The organism is [Mycobacterium] manitobense (assembly GCF_025821665.1).
Classification (GTDB): domain Bacteria; phylum Actinomycetota; class Actinomycetes; order Mycobacteriales; family Mycobacteriaceae; genus Mycobacterium; species Mycobacterium arseniciresistens.
Genome location: NZ_JACKSJ010000241.1, coordinates 1 through 15878, shown reverse-complemented (window position 1 = coordinate 15878; position 15878 = coordinate 1). Strand labels below are relative to the sequence as shown.

The window sequence follows — 15878 nt, the reverse complement described above, 5'->3', positions numbered from 1 at the left end:
CGGCGCCGCACTCCTGCGGGCGAACTGTCGCGACGGAGCCGGGGCGGCCGCGCGGGCTGCCGCGGCGGGTGCCGCCTCGCCCGCCGGGATCGACATGTCGAGCCGCATCTCGATGCGCTCCACCCGCTGAAGCAGCGCCGACTCCGTGTCACTGGCCGACGGCAGCAGCAGCCGCGCACACACCACCTCGAGCAGCAGTCGCGGCGCGGTCGCACCGCGCATCTCGCCGAGGCCGGCGTGCACCACCTCGGCGAACCGGGTCAGCGTCGCCGTGCCCAGCCGCTCGGCCTGCTCGCGCATGCGTTCCAGCACGTCACCGGGAGCGTCGACCACCCCGCGTGCCGCGGCGTCGGGCACCGCCTGCAGCACGATCAGGTCGCGGAAGCGTTCCAGCAGGTCGGTGGCGAACCGGCGCGGATCGTGTCCGGCGTCGATCACGGCCTCGACGGCGCCGAACAGCGCGGCGGCGTCTCCGGCGGCCAGCGCGTCGACGGCGTCGTCGATGAGGGCGACGTCGGTGGCGCCGAGCAGCGCGAGCGCCCGGGCGTACTGCACGTGGCTGCCCTCGGCGCCGGCGAGCAGCTGGTCGAGTACCGACAGCGTGTCGCGCGGTGATCCCCCGCCGGCGCGGATGACCAGCGGGTAGACGACGTCGTCGACCTGCACGCCCTCCTGGCCGCAGATCCGTTCCAGCAGCGTCCGCATCGTCTTGGGCGCGAGCAGCCGGAAGGGGTAGTGGTGCGTCCGCGAGCGGATGGTCGGCAGCACCTTCTCCGGCTCGGTGGTCGCGAACACGAAGATCAGGTGGTCCGGTGGCTCCTCGACGATCTTGAGCAGCGCGTTGAAGCCCGCGGTGGTGACCATGTGCGCTTCGTCGACGATGAAGATGCGGTAGCGGGAGTGCGCCGGAGCGTAGAAGGCGCGGTCGCGCAGCTCGCGGGTGTCGTCCACGCCGCCGTGGCTGGCCGCGTCGAGTTCCACCACGTCGACGCTGCCCGGGCCGTTGGGCGCCAGTGCCACACACGAGTCGCACACGCCGCACGGCGTGGGTGTGGGCCCCTGCACGCAGTTCAGCGAGCGAGCCAGGATGCGTGCCGACGAGGTCTTCCCGCAGCCGCGCGGACCCGAGAACAGGTAGGCGTGGTTGATGCGGCCCGCCGACAGCGCGGTCGACAGCGGTTCGGTGACGTGCTCCTGACCCACCACCTCCGCGAAGGTCGCCGGTCGGTACTTGCGGTAGAGCGCCACGCTCAGCAGGCTACCGACGCGGACCGACGACTGTGCACGCTAGGTTGCGAGCAGGGACTCGGTCGCTGCGAGCAGCGCACAGGTGGCAAGCCCGTCGATCGCCTCACGCAGGTCCGGCAGCGCCGGGAAGGTCGGCGCGATGCGGATGTTCTTGTCGTCGGGATCTTTTCGGTACGGGAACGACGCGCCCGCCTCGGTCACGGCGATGCCGGCGTCCTTGGCCAGCGCGACCGTGCGGCGCGCGGTGCCGGGCCACACGTCGAGGCTGACGAAGTAGCCGCCCTTGGGGTCGGTCCACGACGCGATCTTCGACTCGCCGAGCCGGTCCTCGAGGATCTCGGCGACCAGTGCGAACTTCGGCGCCAGCAGTTCCTGGTGGCGCTGCATCTGCAGCCGCACGCCGTCGGCGTCGCCGAAGAACCGCAGGTGCCGCAGCTGGTTGACCTTGTCCGGGCCGATCGACTTCTTGCCCGCGTACTGCAGGTACCACGCGATGTTGCCCAGCGAGCCGCCGAAGAAGCTGACCCCGGCGCCGGCGAAGGTGATCTTCGAGGTCGAGGCGAACACCAGCGGTCGGTTCTGGTTGCCGGCCGCCGCGGCCAGCCCCAGCACGTCGACCTGCCGCGGGAAGTCGTGGGTGAGCGTGTGCACCGCGTAGGCGTTGTCCCAAAAAAGCCGGAAATCGCTTGCAGCCGTACGCATCTGAACAAGCCGGCGAACCGTCTCCCAGGAGTACGTGACTCCGGTGGGATTGGCGAACACCGGCACGCACCACATGCCCTTGATCGCCGGATCGGCGGCGACGAGCTCCTCGATGAGGTCGACGTCGGGGCCGTCCTCGCGCATCGGCACGGTGATCATCTCGATGCCGAGGCTCTCGGTGATCGCGAAGTGGCGGTCGTAGCCCGGCGCGGGGCACAGGAATTTGACCTGCGGCTCGTCCTTCCAGGGCCGCGGCGAGTCGACGGTGCCGTGCAGCAGCGAGAACACCACCGCGTCGTGCATGAACTCCAGGCTGGCGTTGTTGCCTGCGATCAGGTTCGGCACCTGGATGCCCAGCAGTTCGCCGAAGATGGCGCGCAGTTCGGGCAACCCGTGCAGGCCGCCGTAGTTGCGGGTGTCGGTGCCGTCGCCGTCGCGGTAGTCCCCGGCGGGCAGGCTCAACAATTCGTTGGACAGGTCGAGCTGGGCCGGCGAAGGCTTGCCGCGGGTGAGGTCCAACTGCAGCTTCTTGGCCTGCAGCTCGGCGTAATTGCGTTGCTGCAGTTCGTGCTGGGCGGCCAGTTCGTCGCGGCCGAGGGACTGGAACGACACCGCGAGCCTTTCACCGACATGAGCGAGAACCAAGGGGACCCCGCGCACCCGCCAGAGCCCGTTGACCCTTGCTGCCTTCCGGCCCTGGGGGAGTTCACAGGATGGACGCCGCGCGGGGTCCGACCTGAGTGTAATACCCGCGCCGGAACCGGAGCACCAGCCCGGTCGGCTACCATGGCCCGCGGAGGATTCGCCTAGTGGCCTATGGCGCTCGCCTGGAACGCGGGTTGGGTTAACAGCCCTCAGGGGTTCAAATCCCCTATCCTCCGCACTCGGTCCCGGGGTGTGACCGGCACAAACGAACCGGTCACACCCCGTGACCAGAGAACTCGAGGAGGAGTATGCGGCGCTCGGTCGCGGTGACGTGGCACGCATCGTTCTCATTGATCGCTGCGCTTCTGTACTTCTTCTTCGTGCTGCCGCGGTGGTACGAGCTGATGGGCGAGACCTCCCACACGCTGGGCACCGTGTTGCGCATCGTGGCGGGCGCGCTGATCGGGCTCGCCGCGCTGCCGGTCGTGTTCACGCTGCAGCGCACCCGTCGCCCCGAATTCCAGACGCCACAGCTCGCGCTCGGCCTGCGCGCCTGGTCAGCTGCGTTGCACGTGCTGGCGGGCGTGCTGATCATCGGCGCGGCCGTCAGCGAGATCTGGTTGAGCCTCGACTCCGCAGGCGCGTGGCTGTTCGGGATCTACGGCGCGGCCGCCGCGATCGCGGTGCTCGGTGCGCTCGCCTTCCACCTGGCCTTCGTCGCCGAACTGCCCCCGCCGCCGCCGAAGCCGCTCAAGCCGAAGAAGGCCTCGGTCAACCGGCGCGGCCGCAGGAAGGCCGCTGAGACCGAAGACACAGCGGACACCGAAGACACCGACGACGTCGAGGACACCGGCACCGACGAGACGACCGAGGAAGCCGCAGACGACCAGCCGGCCGAGGTCACCGCCGATGAGCCCGCGAAGTCCGACGCCGACGAGGTGACCCCCGAACCGACCGCTGACCAGGCATCCGAGGAGCCGACCGGCGATCCGGAGGCCGACGCGGGCGGCGGGTTGCGCAACCGGCGACCCTCAGGCAGTCGCCGCCGCCGACTGCGCGGCGGCGTCGCGGTCGAGGACTGACGCAAGTCTGACGACGAGCCCTCCGAGCCGCGCGCGCGGTTGGTTCTTCGACAGCCTGGGTATTTGACCGCCACTATGGACCACATGGCCGTTCCCCAGTCGCGTCGACGACCGCTGACGATCCTGACCGTGCTGGCCGCTGTGCTGGCACTGGTCGCACCCGCGTTCGCCGGCACGGCGCTGGCCGCCCCCGCCGACCCGGTGGCGGCGTCCGCGCAGGTGGAGCCCGCCGTGGTGCGGCTGGACACGGAGATCGACTACCAGAACGTCTTCGGGACCGGGACCGGCATCGTCCTCGATCCGGGCGGTCAGGTGCTGACCAACTACCACGTCGTCCAGGGCGCCGACCGGATCAGTGCCAGTGTGGCCGGCCGCTCCTATCCGGCCCAGCTGGTGGGCTACAACCGCGGCCAGGATGTCGCCGTGCTGCAGCTGCTCGGCGCCGGCGGGTTGCCGGTGGCGCCGATCGGCGACTCGTCGGCGCTGGTCCCGGGCGAACCGGTGGTGGCGCTCGGCAACGCCGACGGCAGCGGAGCACCGCTGACCCGCGAGGTCGGGACGGTCACCGCCTTCGGCCGCACGGTCGAGGCCGAGGACGCGCTGACCGGCAGTTCGGACGAGCTGAACGGGCTGATCGAGTTCGCGGCTCCGGTGCGCGCCGGCGACTCGGGCGGGCCGGTGGTCAACGGCGCCGGGCAGGTCGTCGGCATCACCACCGCCGCGTCGGTGAACTACCAGCTGGGGCCCGGCGGCAAGGGCTTCGCGATCCCGATCAACGATGCGATCGGCATCGCCGGCCAGATCCGCAGCCTGGTGCCCTCGGAGTCGATCCACATCGGTCCGCCGTCACTGCTGGGCGTCGGTGTGCGCACCGCTCCGCGTAGCGGCCCCGGCGTGATCATCCAGGAGGTGCTGCGCGGCGGTCCTGCCGAGCAGGCCGGACTGCTCGACGGCGACGTCCTCACCACGATCGACGGCAGCCCGATCGGCACCGCGACCGACCTGACCTTCGTCCTCGACCGGCACTACCCGGGCGACGTGATCGACCTGACCTGGATCGACCGGGGTGGTCAGGAACGGACCGGCAAGGCCACCCTCACCGCCGGCTGACCTCCCCCAGCAGCCGCTCGAGTCCGGCGATCGCCAAGTCGAGTTCGAAGTCGAACTGACCGTCGTCGGACGCCGACGCCGCGGCCAGCACCCTGCGCAATGCCGGGTAGTCCGCGTCTGCCGCGCGTAGCAGGGCCGCGCGGGTCTCCGCCTCGTGCCTGTCGTGCACCGACGTGTGGGTGGCCTCCTGGGCGGCCGACTGGGCGATGTTGGCCACGGCGGTGACGCCCCGGCGCGCGTCGTCGACGCCGAACCCGGCGGTCAGCATCGCGTCGAGCACGCGTTCGGCCAGCGCGAGTACGGCGGTGGCACCGACACCGTGGAACGGCGAGTGGTCTACCGCGCTGCTCATCTGGACGCCGACCTGGATCAGGCCGTCCCGGAACGCGAACGCATAGGAGCGCAGCACCACACGCCAGTCGCCGTCCTCGGGCAGCTCCACACGGCGGAGCTCCGACTCGAACCGGTCGAGCACCACCAGCGTGAGCAGCCCCTGCCGGTCACCGACGTAGTAGTGCAGCGCCTTGCGGCTGACGCCGAGGGCGTCGGCCACCCCCTGCATGGTCAGGCCGCGGCCCGCCGTCCGGGCGGCCGCGACGATCTGCTCGCGGTCGAGGCGGGCCGGGCGGCCCCGCGCCCGCCGGGGCGCCTCCGCCGGGTCGACGTCGCTGCTCACACCGGCAGCCTACGGACTATTTTTCGCCGGTCGGCAAAAAAGGCCGCGAAACATCGGCGCGCGCCCTAATCTGAGCGAGTGCCAAACACCTATCGCGTCGTCCAGTGGACGACTGGAAACGTCGGGAAGAGTTCGGTCGCGGCGATCGCGCGAAACCCGCACCTCGAACTCGTCGGCTGCTACGCCTGGTCGGCCGAGAAGGCCGGTCGCGACGTCGGCGAACTCTGCGGCATCGAACCGCTCGGCGTCACCGCCACCAACGACGTCGGCGAACTGCTCGCCCTGAAGCCGGACGTCGTCGTGTACAACCCGATGTGGATCGACGTCGACGAGCTGGTGGGCATCCTCGAGGCCGGTGTCAACGTGGTGGCGTCCGCGTCGTTCATCACCGGACGCAATCTGGGCGACGGCCGCGACAAGCTCGAGAAGGCCTGCCAGAAGGGCGGATCGACGCTGTTCGGCTCCGGCGTCAGCCCCGGCTTTGCGGAACTGCTCGCGATCGTGGCGGCCACCGCCTGCGACAGGGTCGACAAGATCATCATCGCCGAGTCCGCGGACACCACGCTCTACGACTCCCCCGACACCGAGCGCCCCACGGGATTCGGCACCGCGATCGACGATCCGAACCTGCAGCCGATGGCCGAAAAGGGCACCGCGGTGTTCGCCGAGGCGGTGCAACTGGTCGCCGACGCGATCGGCGTCGAGCTCGACGAGATCAAGTGCGTGCCCGAATACGCCCAGACCACAGAGGATCTGGTGATGGCGTCGTGGACCATCCCGGCCGGTCACGTCGCGGGTGTCGCCGCCAGCTGGCAGGGCTTGGTGAAAGACGCTGCCGGACGGCAACAAACCGTCGTGGACATCAATGTGCGGTGGAAGAAGGGCCAGACGCTGGAGCCCGACTGGCAGCTCGACGCGGACGGCTGGAAGATCACCATCGAGGGCAGGCCCACGGTCAACATGCAGGTGGGATTCCTGCCGCCGCAGGACATGATCGAGAACGCCAAGACGATCGAGGACTTCTTCGTGCTCGGGCACATCATGACCGCGATGCCGCCGATCCACGCGATCTCTGCGGTCGTCGCCGCGGCGCCCGGCATCGCCACCTACAACGACCTGCCGCTGAATCTTCCGCGCGGGGTGGTGCCGACGGCCTGATCCGTCTCAGCTTGGCCCGGCCAGCTCGATTCCGGTCGCCGCCCGCACCGCGGCACCACGGGCGGTGCCCGACTGGTCAGCCTTCTTGAGCTGTGCGGGGAAGGTGACGCCGCCGAGCCGGCGTTGAAGGGCCTTCACCGGGATCATCAGCTCGCGCCAGGCGTCCGGGATCGCCAGTTCCAGTGGGACGTCCGACAGGTCCTGCTCGAGGAGGAAGGCGTACGCGGTCAGTTTTCCGTCGGTGGCCGCGGCGACCACCTTCCAGTACCGAACCGGGATCTGCACCCGCACCGGGCCGTTCGGGCCCTCCCCGACGAAGACCGGGTCGTCGGCCGCGAGCACCGGACCGGCGAACACCGACACCCGGCCGGTGCCTGCCTGCTTGGCGATCAGGTTCTCCAGTGCGCCCCAGTTCTTCGACTTGGCCTGGTTGAATCCCGCGACCTGCGGTGTGCAGTTCGTGATGTGGAAGGTGTCGCCGTTGGCGTCGCGCACCTCCTGGTAGCTCGAACCCCACGCGGCGTCCTCCCGCCGCACCACGTGCCCGCGGTCGAAGGCGCCGCAATCCTTGGTGAAGAACCGGTCGGTGAGCTGGAACTCGGCGGGCACCCGCGGATCGACGAACCACAGCTCGATGTCGTTGCGGCCCAGCCCCGACAACCCCTTGCGGGAGTAATCTCCCGGCTCGGGTTCCTTTGCCGCCGGCGAGAAGTCGGCGTTGCACGCGGTGAACGCGGCCAGCCGGCGGCGCTTGTCCATTACGACCGAGAAGTGGTGGTACGGGATGTAGGGCGCGCCGTCCTGCATGCTCACGACGTTCGCGGGGTCGGCGGGCGCGGGTGGCGGCAGCTCGAGACCGTCGAGAAACGAGCTGTCGTAACCGGTCCGGTTGCTGTAGTCGGTGTCGTGGTGTGGCGCCACCATCGCCTCGGTCGCGAAAGGGCTCGGGTCGGACGCGGCCGTGGACACGGCCACCGGGGCGCCGGCGATCCGCACGGTCACCTCGATCGGGATGTCGTAGCGGACGGTCAGCTGCTCGGGCACGTCACTCCGCGCCGGTGCGGGCGCCTCGGCGCCGGTCCGCTGCCACCAGGTGTCCCACGCACCGGCCGAGGGCGCGGGCCGGCCTGCGAAGGACACCCCGCTGTCCACCACCCGCCGGTCCTCGGCGAGGTCGCAGGCCGGCACCGCGTAGTTCTCCCTGAGGTAGATGCCGGCGAAGTGAAGCGCCAGCACGTGGCCGGTGCGTACGTCGATGACCGCCGAACCGGAGTTGCCGCCGAGCGTCGAGCTGTCGTGGGTGCCGACGTCGAGACGCTTGCCGAAGCTGGTGGTCGGCGCGCGGCCCCTGATCTTCCCCGGCTGCAGCCGCTTGACGTTGTACACGCCACGGAACACCTTGTGCTGCACGGCCGCGTCGTTGCGGGGATCGAACGCCGGATAGCCGACGCATGCGATCTCGCGGTCGATGAGATCCGCCGGGTCGTCGAGTGACAGCTGCAGCACCGGATGCCGCGCGGCCAGGCCGTCGACCCGCAGCAGCGCCATGTCCCAGTAGGGGTGGATCATCGCGACGCCGAGGATGTCGAGCGCGATCGAGGCGTCGCTGCCCGCCTCGTGGGCGAAGTCGACGTCCGGGCTCATGCCGGGCAGGAAGCGCAGGTCGTGGACTCCGATGCCGGACGTGAACAGCTCCGCCACATGGCGATTGGTCATCAGCAGTCCCTCGCCCGCGACGAACGCGGTGCCGCCGTAGGGCAGCGAGGGGTGCCCGGGCAGGTCGACGCGCCCGATCGACGACAGCGTCGACTTGATCGCCGCGTGCAGCACCGGATCGGTGTCGAGGTGCTGCCAGAGCGGGTCCTCGATGGTGAAGTCCCCGCCGACGACGTCGATGGCCGGCCGGAGTTCGGGCAGCACGATGGCCTCGAGGGCGAATTCGCCGTCCGGCCCCAGATCCTGGTGGTGCGCCAGCCGGTCGACGGCCTCTGCGCCCCTCGGATCACTCAGCGAGCCGGCCAGATTCGGCGTGAGGCCTTCGTGGAAGGTCTCCGGTGTGTCGTCGGGAGCCAGCTGCCCGATGACCGTGCGCAACCTGTCGAGTTTGTCCACGGTGCCAGCCTGTGCGAACCGGGCGGGACGGGACAGGGTAGTCGGCTACCTCATCCGGGTGTCGGCGGTGTGCTGAGGGTGGGGCCGAACACCGGGCTCTTCACCACGTCAAGGACGGCGGCCGTCAGTGTCGCCTGGGCCGGTCCGACGACCGTGACGTCCTTCATGAACCGCGCCTCGCGGCCGCGCACGGTGAAGGTGCCGTCCTGTGGTTCGCGCCCACCGCTCACCCGGTAGTGCACCTGCAGCTCCTGCTCGGGCAGCGGGCGCACGCCGATGTACTTCGGCTCGATCGTGTAGGTGTAGAGGCACTCCTGCGGCTGAGGGCAGTCCCGCCCGGTCACCGTGACGCCGACGGTGAACTCGTTGGCCGCGGGAACCGGCGGTGCGACCGATGCCGGCGGGGTCCGCGGCGCGGCGGGGGTGGCTGCCTGGTCGTCGGCCGCGAACAGGATGTAGGTCCCGATCCCGATGCCGCCCACCACGATGGCGATCAGCGCGGCGCCCGCCGCGCCCCTGCGGATGGTGTCCGCCCAGGCGCTCAGTGCCATCGGCGGGCCGTCACTCGGTCACCCGGTTGCCGTGTTCGTCCCAGTTGGCGGCGACCTTCTTGCTCGGCTGCACCCGCGGCGGTTCGCCCGGCATCTTCGGGTAGCTCGGCGGGTAGGGCAGGTCGCCGAGACCGCGGTCCTCGTCGGCGGCCACCATGTCGAGCAGTTTCTGCAGTGAGTGCGCCGTCTCGTCGATGCCCGCCCACGGGTCGGGTCGGCCGGCCGCGAAGTCGGGCACTGTCGCGATCGTGTAGTCGTCGGGGTCGGCATCGGCCAGCTCGTCCCACGTCAGCGGTGTCGACACTGTCGCGATCGGGGTCTTGCGCGCCGAGTACGCCGAGGCGAACGTGCGGTCGCGCGCGTTCTGGTTGTAGTCGATGAACACCCGCTCGCCGCGGTCCTCCTTCCACCAGGACGTGGTGACGTCGTCCGGTGCGCGTCGTTCGACCTCGCGGGCCAGCGCGATGCCGGCGCGACGGACGGCGACGAAGTCCCAGCTGTTCTCGATGCGCAGGAAGATGTGCACGCCGCGGCCGCCGGACGTCTTGGGGTAGGCGGTGAGCCCGAGTTCGTCGAGCAGCGGTTTGAGGACGCCGACGGCGACCGCGCTCGCCTCCTTGAAACCGGTGCCCGGCTGCGGGTCGAGGTCGATGCGCAGCTCGTCGGGGTGCTCGGTGTCGGGGCAGCGCACCTGCCACGGGTGCAGGGTGACGGTGCCCATCTGCGCGGCCCACGCGATGGCCGACGGGTGGGTGACCTTCAGCGCGTCGGCCGTGCGGCCCGACGGGAAGGTGACGGTGCACGTCTCGAGGTAGTCGGGATGCTTCTGCGGCACCCGTTTCTGGTAGATCTCCTCGCCTTCGATGCCATCGGGAAACCTCTGCAGATGCGTCGGCCGGTCCCGCAGGACGGCGACCATGGGACCGGCGACCGCCCGGTAGTAGTCGAACAACGCCCCCTTCGTGCCCTTGGCGCCCAGCTTCGGGAAGTACGGCTTGTCGCGGTTGGTCAGTCGGACCTTGACACCGTCGACGTCGATCTCCTCTGCGGGAGTGGGCATCAGGACTCCAGTACGTCGTAGAGGTCGTAGGTGAGCGGCGCGTCGAGCTGATCGAAGGTGCAGCTGCGCGGATCGCGGTCGGGCCGCCACCGGACGAATTTCACCGCGTGCCTGAAGCGTTGACCGGCGTCGCCGTTGCCCTCCATCTGGTCGTAGTGCACTTCGCAGACCCGCTCCGGCCGGACGGGGATCCAGCGCTTGTCGGCGGCCGAGTTCCACCGGCTCGGATCGCCTTCACGCACGTCGTCACCCTCCCGGAGCGGTTCCAGTTCGGCCAGCAGCCGGATGCGGTCCTTCGTGCTGAACGACGCTGCGCCGCCGACCATCTGCAGTTCGCCGTCGTCACGGTACAGGCCGAGCAGCACCGATCCGACGCCTTCGCCACTCTTGTGGATGCGGTATCCCATTGCGACGCAGTCGGCGTCGCGGGCGTGCTTGACCTTGATCATCTCCCGCTTGCCGGGCAGGTACGGACCGTCGAGCCGCTTGGCGATCACGCCGTCGAGTCCGGCGCCCTCGAAGGTGTCCAGCCACTGGGCGCCGGTCTGCGGGTCCTCGGTGGTCCGGGTGACGTGGCACCACTGCTTCTCGTGCACGGCGTCGGCCAGCGCCTGCCTGCGGGTGCGGAAGGGCTCCTTGGTGAGCAGCGTGTCGCCGAGGGCGAGGGCGTCGAATCCGATGAAGTGCGCCGGGGTCTGCTCGGCCAGCAGCTTCACCCGCGACACCGCCGGGTGGATGCGTTGCGACAGCGATTCCCAGTCCAGCCGGATCCGGCCGCCGATCTCGCGGGGCACCACGATCTCGCCGTCGAGCACGCAGCGCTCGGCCACCTCGTCGCGCAGCGCAACCGCCAGTTCGGGGAAGTACCGGCCGAGGTCCTTGCCCGAGCGGGACTGAAGGACGATCTCGTCACCGTCGCGGAAGACCAGAGCGCGGAAACCGTCCCACTTCGGCTCGTAGGACCACACGCCCGCGTCGGCCGGCACCGTGGCCTGCGCCTTGGCCAGCATCGGCTCGATCGGGGGCTGAACGGGTAGCTGCACGGTTCCCATAGTCGTGCAGACCGCATGCGCCGGGCAATGTCATCGACGAATGAGCAGGGTCAGCGCCGACGAATCACGAAGCGATGAGGAAACGAGTAGCCGATTACGTGATCCGCCCGATCGGTCTGCGAGACACTGAAGCGCCAGGGGCGGTGAAGGGTGGCCATGACCGGCTTTCGTGTAGGGATCGGGGACGGGATCTGCGCCGCTCGCCCGGCCGCAGACACCTTCACCCGGGCCAACTACCTGGGTGCAGTCGCCAACCGCGTCGACTCGTTCTGGGTCCCCGACCACCTCAACCAGCTCTTTCCCCGCTCGTTGTGGAAAGAGAAGTATTGCGGTGCAGCAAAACTCATACCGAAGATCGACGCCGCGATGGAGCCGTGGACCATGCTCGGGCATATCGCCGGCCGAAATCGAATTGGCCGCCTGCGCCTCGGCGTGGCGGTGACAGACAGCGGTCGACGTAATCCGGCCGTCACCGCGCAGGCTGCCGCGACGCTGCACCTGCTCACCCGGGGTCGAGCAATCCTGGGCATCGGCCCCGGCGAACGCGAAGGGAACGAGCCCTACGGGGTCGACTGGGCCAAGCCGGTCGCGCGCTTCGAGGAGGCGATGGCAACCATTCGCGCCCTGTGGGATTCGGGCGGCGAACTCGTCAACCGGGACTCGCCCTATTTCCCGCTGCGGAATGCGTTGTTTGATCTGCCGCCCTATCGCGGCAGGTGGCCCGAGATCTGGATCGGTGCGCACGGTCCCCGCATGTTGCGCGCCGCGGGGCGTTACGGAGATGCCTATTTCCCGGGATTCGCGCACCGGCCGGTGGACTACAAGCAACGCCTCGACGTCGTTCGGTCGGCCGCTTCTGACGCTGGTCGCGATCCGATGTCCATCATCCCTGCAGTCCAGTTGTTCGTCGTCACCGGTCGCACCCGCGATGACGTCGACGAGGCACTCGATTCCACGATACTCAGGGCTTTCGGGCTGAACGCGTCCGATGAGGTCTTTGCTCGCCACGGGGCGCAGCACCCATTGGGCGCGGGCTTCGCGGGTGGCCAGGATCTGCTCCCGCATGGCATGGATGAGCAGACGGCTCTGTCCCACGTGGCGGGCATCCCGCCGGGAGTGCTGCGGGAATTTCTGTTGAACGGAACGCCCGACGAGGTCATCGAGCAGGCCGCGCAGTGGCGTGACTGCGGGGTCCGCTACATGGTGATACTCAACGGGAGTTTCATGCAGCGGAGCTTGCGCAAAGGACTCACGTCGGCGCAGCCGTTCACCAAGATCGTCCGGAGGCTCAAAAAATTCTGATTCAACCCGTCGCCCTGCGCGGGGTGATCCGGATCGGCAGCGAGTCGATCCCGATACCGACGTTGTGCACCGGTCCGCCACCGGACCACACCGGCGGACCGGCGAGCTCGACGTCGTAGCCGGCCGCGATGGCCCCGAACACCACCTGCACCTCCTTGCGGGCGAGGTTCGCGCCGAGGCAGTAGTGCACGCCGCCACCGCCGAAGGAGACGTGCGGGTTGGGGAAGCGGTGGACGTCGAAACGGAATGGGTCGTCGAAGACGGACTCGTCGCGGTTGCCCGACGGGTACCAGAGCAGCACGCGGTCACCCGCCTTGACGTTCGCATCGCCGATGGTCACATCGACGGTGGCGGTCCGACCGAAGAAGATGACCGGGCTCGACCAGCGGATGGCTTCGTCGGCGGCGGTGGCGCAGAGGTCGGGGCTCGTCCGCAGTTCGTCGAGCTGGGCGGGATCGTCGAGCAGCGCGATGAGTCCCTGCGCCAGCGCGTTGCGCGTGGTCTCGCTGCCGGCGATGGCCAGGATGAGGAAGAACATCTCCAGTTCGAAGCCGTCGAGCTGACCGGCGAGCTTGGTCCAGACATCGTCGGTCGGGTTGGCCCGCTTGTCGGCGGTGAGCCGCTGCGCGTACTCGAAGAGTTCGACCTGGAATCCGAGCCGATCCTCGTCGGAGTAGCCGTTGTACGGGTTACCCGACTTGAGGAGGTGGTCGACCCGCTCGAACACCCAGGGCCGGTCGGTCTCGGGGATGCCCACGATGTCGGCGATGAGGTGCATCGGGACCTGATAGGCGATGTCGCGGACGAAGTCGCAGGTGTCCCCCGCCGCCGCCGCGAGGATGTCCGCGGTCCGGGCGGCGATGCGCTGCTCGAGCCTGCCGATCATGCGCGGGGTGAACTCCGAGGTGATGATCCGGCGCATCTCGGCCTGGTCTGGCGGATCCATCGACACCAGCGTCCGGCCGGCGGACAGCAGCGGGTCGGCCGCCATCATCGGGCCGCCGGCGGCCTCGAAGGTCTTCCAGTCGCGATTGACCTGCTGGATCTCGTGGTGGGTGACGATCGACCAGAACGGGATCGACGGGATCGACGGGCGGCCCTCGACGGCCAGGTGGCGGTGCACCGGCCCGCGTCGGCGCAACTCGGTGAAGACCTCGTGCGGGAAGCCCGCCGTGTAGAGCTGCGGATCGGTGAGGTCGACGTCCAGGATCTCGGTCACGCCTGCTCCTCGGTGAACGGGTCGGGTGAGCAGGACCGGACGGCCTGCCGGATCAGTGCGCGGACCGCCGATTCGTCAGCGGCTTCGCCGAGCAGGAGGCGCCGGTACACGAGCCCGCCGGCGAGCATGTCGACGAGTGCGTCGGCGTCGGTCGAGGGCGGGACGTCGCCGCGCAGGCGTGCCCGTTCCACCGCGTCGAGCACCGGCTGGCGGCACCGCCCCGCGAAGGTGCGGACGATCGACCGGATCGAATCGTCGGTGGTCGCCTCGGCGAGCAGCGCAGGCAGCAGTGCGGCGAGTTCGGGCTGGGTGAGCATGTCCGCGATCGGGAGCATGGCGGCGAACAGGTCGTCGACGAAGGATCCGGTGTCCACCGAATCGGACGGCGCGGTGATGGACACCGCCACGAACTGGACGAGCTCGCTCTTGCTGCGCCAGCGGCGGTAGATCGAGCCGCGGCCGACACCAGCCCGGCTGGCGATTCCCTCGATGGTCGCGCCGCCCCACCCCTTGGCCGCGACCTCGGCGACGGTCGCGTCGACGATCACCGCGTCCAGCCGGTCGTCGCGGGGACGGCCCCGCCGGGCTCTGCGCTCGACCGGCGCGTTCATCGTCGCTGCGGTTCCCGGCATCTGGTAATACTGAACCGGGTAGTTCCGGAAATCAAGCGTCTCGTAATACCGGCGGCATTCCGGACCGACGACGGCGAGAATGGTCCGATGCAGCTGCCCGTCCAGCCGCCGGTGCGGCCGATGCTCGCGAAGTCGGTGCCGGTGATCCCGCCCGAGGCGATGTACGAGCCCAAATGGGACGGCTTCCGGTCGATCTGTTTCCGCGACGGCGACGAGGTGGAATTCGGCAGCCGAAACGAACGGCCGTTGACGCGCTACTTCCCCGAACTGGTCGCGGCGGCCACGGCCGAACTCCCCGCGCGGTGCGTGATCGACGGCGAGATCGTCATCGCCACCGGCTCGGGTCTCGATTTCGAGGCGCTGCAGCTGCGCGTGCATCCCGCCGCGTCGCGGGTGCGGATGCTCGCCGAGACGACGCCGGCGTCGTTCGTCGCGTTCGACCTGCTCGCGCTCGGCGACGACGACTACACCGGGCGGCCGTTCAGTGAGCGTCGCGCCGCGCTCGTCGACGCCCTCGCGGGATCCGGGCCGTCGATCCACGTCACGCCGATCACCACCGACCTCGCCAGGGCACAGCGGTGGTTCGACGAATTCGAGGGCGCCGGCCTCGACGGGGTGATCGCCAAACCGCCGGACGTGACCTATCAACCGGACAAACGCGTCATGTTCAAGATCAAGCACCAGCGCACCGCGGACTGTGTGGTGGCGGGATACCGGCTGCACAAGTCGGGTGACGACGCGATCGGATCCCTGATGCTCGGGCTGTACGACGACGACGGCGGCCTCGCGTCCGTCGGCGTCATCGGCGCCTTCCCGATGGCCACCCGCCGGACGCTGTTCACCGAGCTGCAGCCTCTGGTCACCAGCTTCGACGGCCATCCGTGGAATTGGGCCGCGCACATGGAGGCCGGCACCCCTGGGCGCAACGCCGGCTCACGCTGGAACTCCGGCAAGGATCTGTCGTTCGTACCCCTGCGCCCCGAGCGCGTGGTCGAGGTCCGCTACGACCACATGGAGGGCCAGCGCTTCCGGCACACCGCGCAGTTCAACCGCTGGCGTCCCGATCGGGACCCGCGTTCATGCACCTACGACCAGCTCGAGCGTCCGGTCACGTTCGACGTGGCCGATATCGTTCCCGGTCTGGGTGCAGCCGGTTCTTGAGTAACGCCGGGCCGCAGGTGATCCGCTGGTGGGGTCGCTTGACCAGGATGTTGAGTTTTCCCGGCGCTGGTGGTGCGGTCGAGCGGTAGCGGCCCCCGCTGGGGGTGACGAACTGCGCGGTGTGGACGCCGTCGACCTCGCTGGTGGCGACCTGCCAGCCCGGGGCTT

The 15878-nt window shown here is 69.5% G+C and carries 14 protein-coding genes, 1 tRNA gene, 1 other RNA gene and 1 pseudogene; 6 read left to right on the top strand and 11 right to left on the bottom strand.

What is annotated here, in order from left to right; genetic code table 11:
* The 3 genes from H7I41_RS26785 to ffs all read right to left on the bottom strand — a co-directional run.
* The coding region (locus H7I41_RS26785; protein ID WP_264015675.1) for a DNA polymerase III subunits gamma/tau at positions 1 to 1248 on the bottom strand (1248 nt) is incomplete at its 3' end.
* 39 nt (positions 1249 to 1287) lie between these two features.
* Entirely contained in the window at positions 1288 to 2562 is a 1275-nt protein-coding gene (locus H7I41_RS26780; RefSeq protein WP_264015674.1) for an aspartate aminotransferase type Ic, read from the bottom strand.
* Positions 2563 to 2590: 28 nt separating this feature from the next.
* Positions 2591 to 2687: signal recognition particle sRNA small type (gene ffs, locus H7I41_RS26775), an RNA gene on the bottom strand.
* 58 nt (positions 2688 to 2745) lie between these two features.
* Between ffs and H7I41_RS26770 the strand changes: the two genes are divergently transcribed.
* The 3 genes from H7I41_RS26770 (at position 2746) to H7I41_RS26760 (ending at position 4787) form a co-directional block, all read left to right on the top strand.
* Positions 2746 to 2831, top strand: a tRNA-Ser gene (locus H7I41_RS26770).
* Positions 2832 to 2903: 72 nt separating this feature from the next.
* A complete protein-coding gene (gene lucA / locus H7I41_RS26765) occupies positions 2904 to 3677 on the top strand; it encodes a lipid uptake coordinator LucA (RefSeq protein ID WP_264015673.1) in 774 nt (257 codons plus the stop codon).
* Positions 3678 to 3761: 84 nt separating this feature from the next.
* On the top strand, positions 3762 to 4787 hold the full coding sequence (locus H7I41_RS26760) for a S1C family serine protease (protein ID WP_264015672.1): 1026 nt from the start codon (positions 3762 to 3764) through the stop codon (positions 4785 to 4787).
* Here the strand turns inward: H7I41_RS26760 and H7I41_RS26755 are convergent.
* The gene (locus H7I41_RS26755; protein WP_264015671.1) at positions 4774 to 5463 is read right to left on the bottom strand and encodes a TetR/AcrR family transcriptional regulator C-terminal domain-containing protein; all 690 of its coding nucleotides are present in this window, start codon (positions 5461 to 5463) and stop codon (positions 4774 to 4776) included. The genes H7I41_RS26760 and H7I41_RS26755 overlap by 14 nt on opposite strands.
* A gap of 78 nt (positions 5464 to 5541) precedes the next feature.
* Here H7I41_RS26755 and H7I41_RS26750 point away from each other — a divergent pair, with 78 nt between their 5' ends.
* A complete protein-coding gene (locus tag H7I41_RS26750) occupies positions 5542 to 6621 on the top strand; it encodes an NAD(P)H-dependent amine dehydrogenase family protein (protein ID WP_264015670.1) in 1080 nt (359 codons plus the stop codon).
* A 6-nt stretch (positions 6622 to 6627) separates the two neighbouring features.
* On the opposite strand, the gene H7I41_RS26745 is transcribed toward H7I41_RS26750, so the two are convergent.
* The 4 genes from H7I41_RS26745 to H7I41_RS26730 are packed head-to-tail and all read right to left on the bottom strand — an operon-like array spanning position 6628 to position 11396.
* The gene (locus tag H7I41_RS26745) at positions 6628 to 8733 is read right to left on the bottom strand and encodes a DNA/RNA non-specific endonuclease (protein WP_264015669.1); all 2106 of its coding nucleotides are present in this window, start codon (positions 8731 to 8733) and stop codon (positions 6628 to 6630) included.
* 50 nt (positions 8734 to 8783) lie between these two features.
* Positions 8784 to 9284 carry a hypothetical protein gene (locus H7I41_RS26740; protein WP_264015668.1) on the bottom strand — a complete coding sequence of 167 codons (501 nt, stop codon included), beginning with the start codon at positions 9282 to 9284 and terminating at the stop codon, positions 8784 to 8786.
* Positions 9285 to 9294: 10 nt separating this feature from the next.
* Complete coding sequence (gene ligD / locus H7I41_RS26735; protein WP_264015667.1) at positions 9295 to 10344, bottom strand: non-homologous end-joining DNA ligase; 1050 nt, start codon at positions 10342 to 10344, stop codon at positions 9295 to 9297.
* Positions 10344 to 11396, bottom strand: a complete 1053-nt coding sequence (locus H7I41_RS26730; protein ID WP_264015666.1) for an ATP-dependent DNA ligase — start codon at positions 11394 to 11396, stop codon at positions 10344 to 10346. Before H7I41_RS26730 ends, ligD begins: the two co-directional genes overlap by 1 nt.
* Positions 11397 to 11552: 156 nt before the next feature.
* On the opposite strand from H7I41_RS26730, the gene H7I41_RS26725 reads away from it, so the two are divergent.
* Complete coding sequence (locus tag H7I41_RS26725; protein ID WP_264015676.1) at positions 11553 to 12698, top strand: LLM class flavin-dependent oxidoreductase; 1146 nt, start codon at positions 11553 to 11555, stop codon at positions 12696 to 12698.
* Between the two features lies 1 nt (position 12699).
* Here H7I41_RS26725 and H7I41_RS30365 read toward each other — a convergent pair whose 3' ends face one another.
* Together H7I41_RS30365 and H7I41_RS26715 are read right to left on the bottom strand one after the other, a co-directional pair.
* The gene (locus H7I41_RS30365; RefSeq protein WP_264015665.1) at positions 12700 to 13917 is read right to left on the bottom strand and encodes a cytochrome P450; all 1218 of its coding nucleotides are present in this window, start codon (positions 13915 to 13917) and stop codon (positions 12700 to 12702) included.
* On the bottom strand, positions 13914 to 14549 hold the full coding sequence (locus H7I41_RS26715) for a TetR/AcrR family transcriptional regulator (RefSeq protein WP_264015664.1): 636 nt from the start codon (positions 14547 to 14549) through the stop codon (positions 13914 to 13916). Before H7I41_RS26715 ends, H7I41_RS30365 begins: the two co-directional genes overlap by 4 nt.
* Positions 14550 to 14636: 87 nt before the next feature.
* On the opposite strand from H7I41_RS26715, the gene H7I41_RS26710 reads away from it, so the two are divergent.
* Positions 14637 to 15710: an ATP-dependent DNA ligase gene (locus H7I41_RS26710; protein ID WP_264015663.1), complete on the top strand. Its 1074-nt coding sequence runs from the start codon at positions 14637 to 14639 to the stop codon at positions 15708 to 15710.
* On the opposite strand, the pseudogene H7I41_RS26705 reads toward H7I41_RS26710, so the two are convergent.
* A pseudogene (locus tag H7I41_RS26705) lies at positions 15658 to 15878 on the bottom strand (hypothetical protein); the annotation flags it as partial. The gene H7I41_RS26710 and the pseudogene H7I41_RS26705 sit on opposite strands and share 53 nt — an antisense overlap.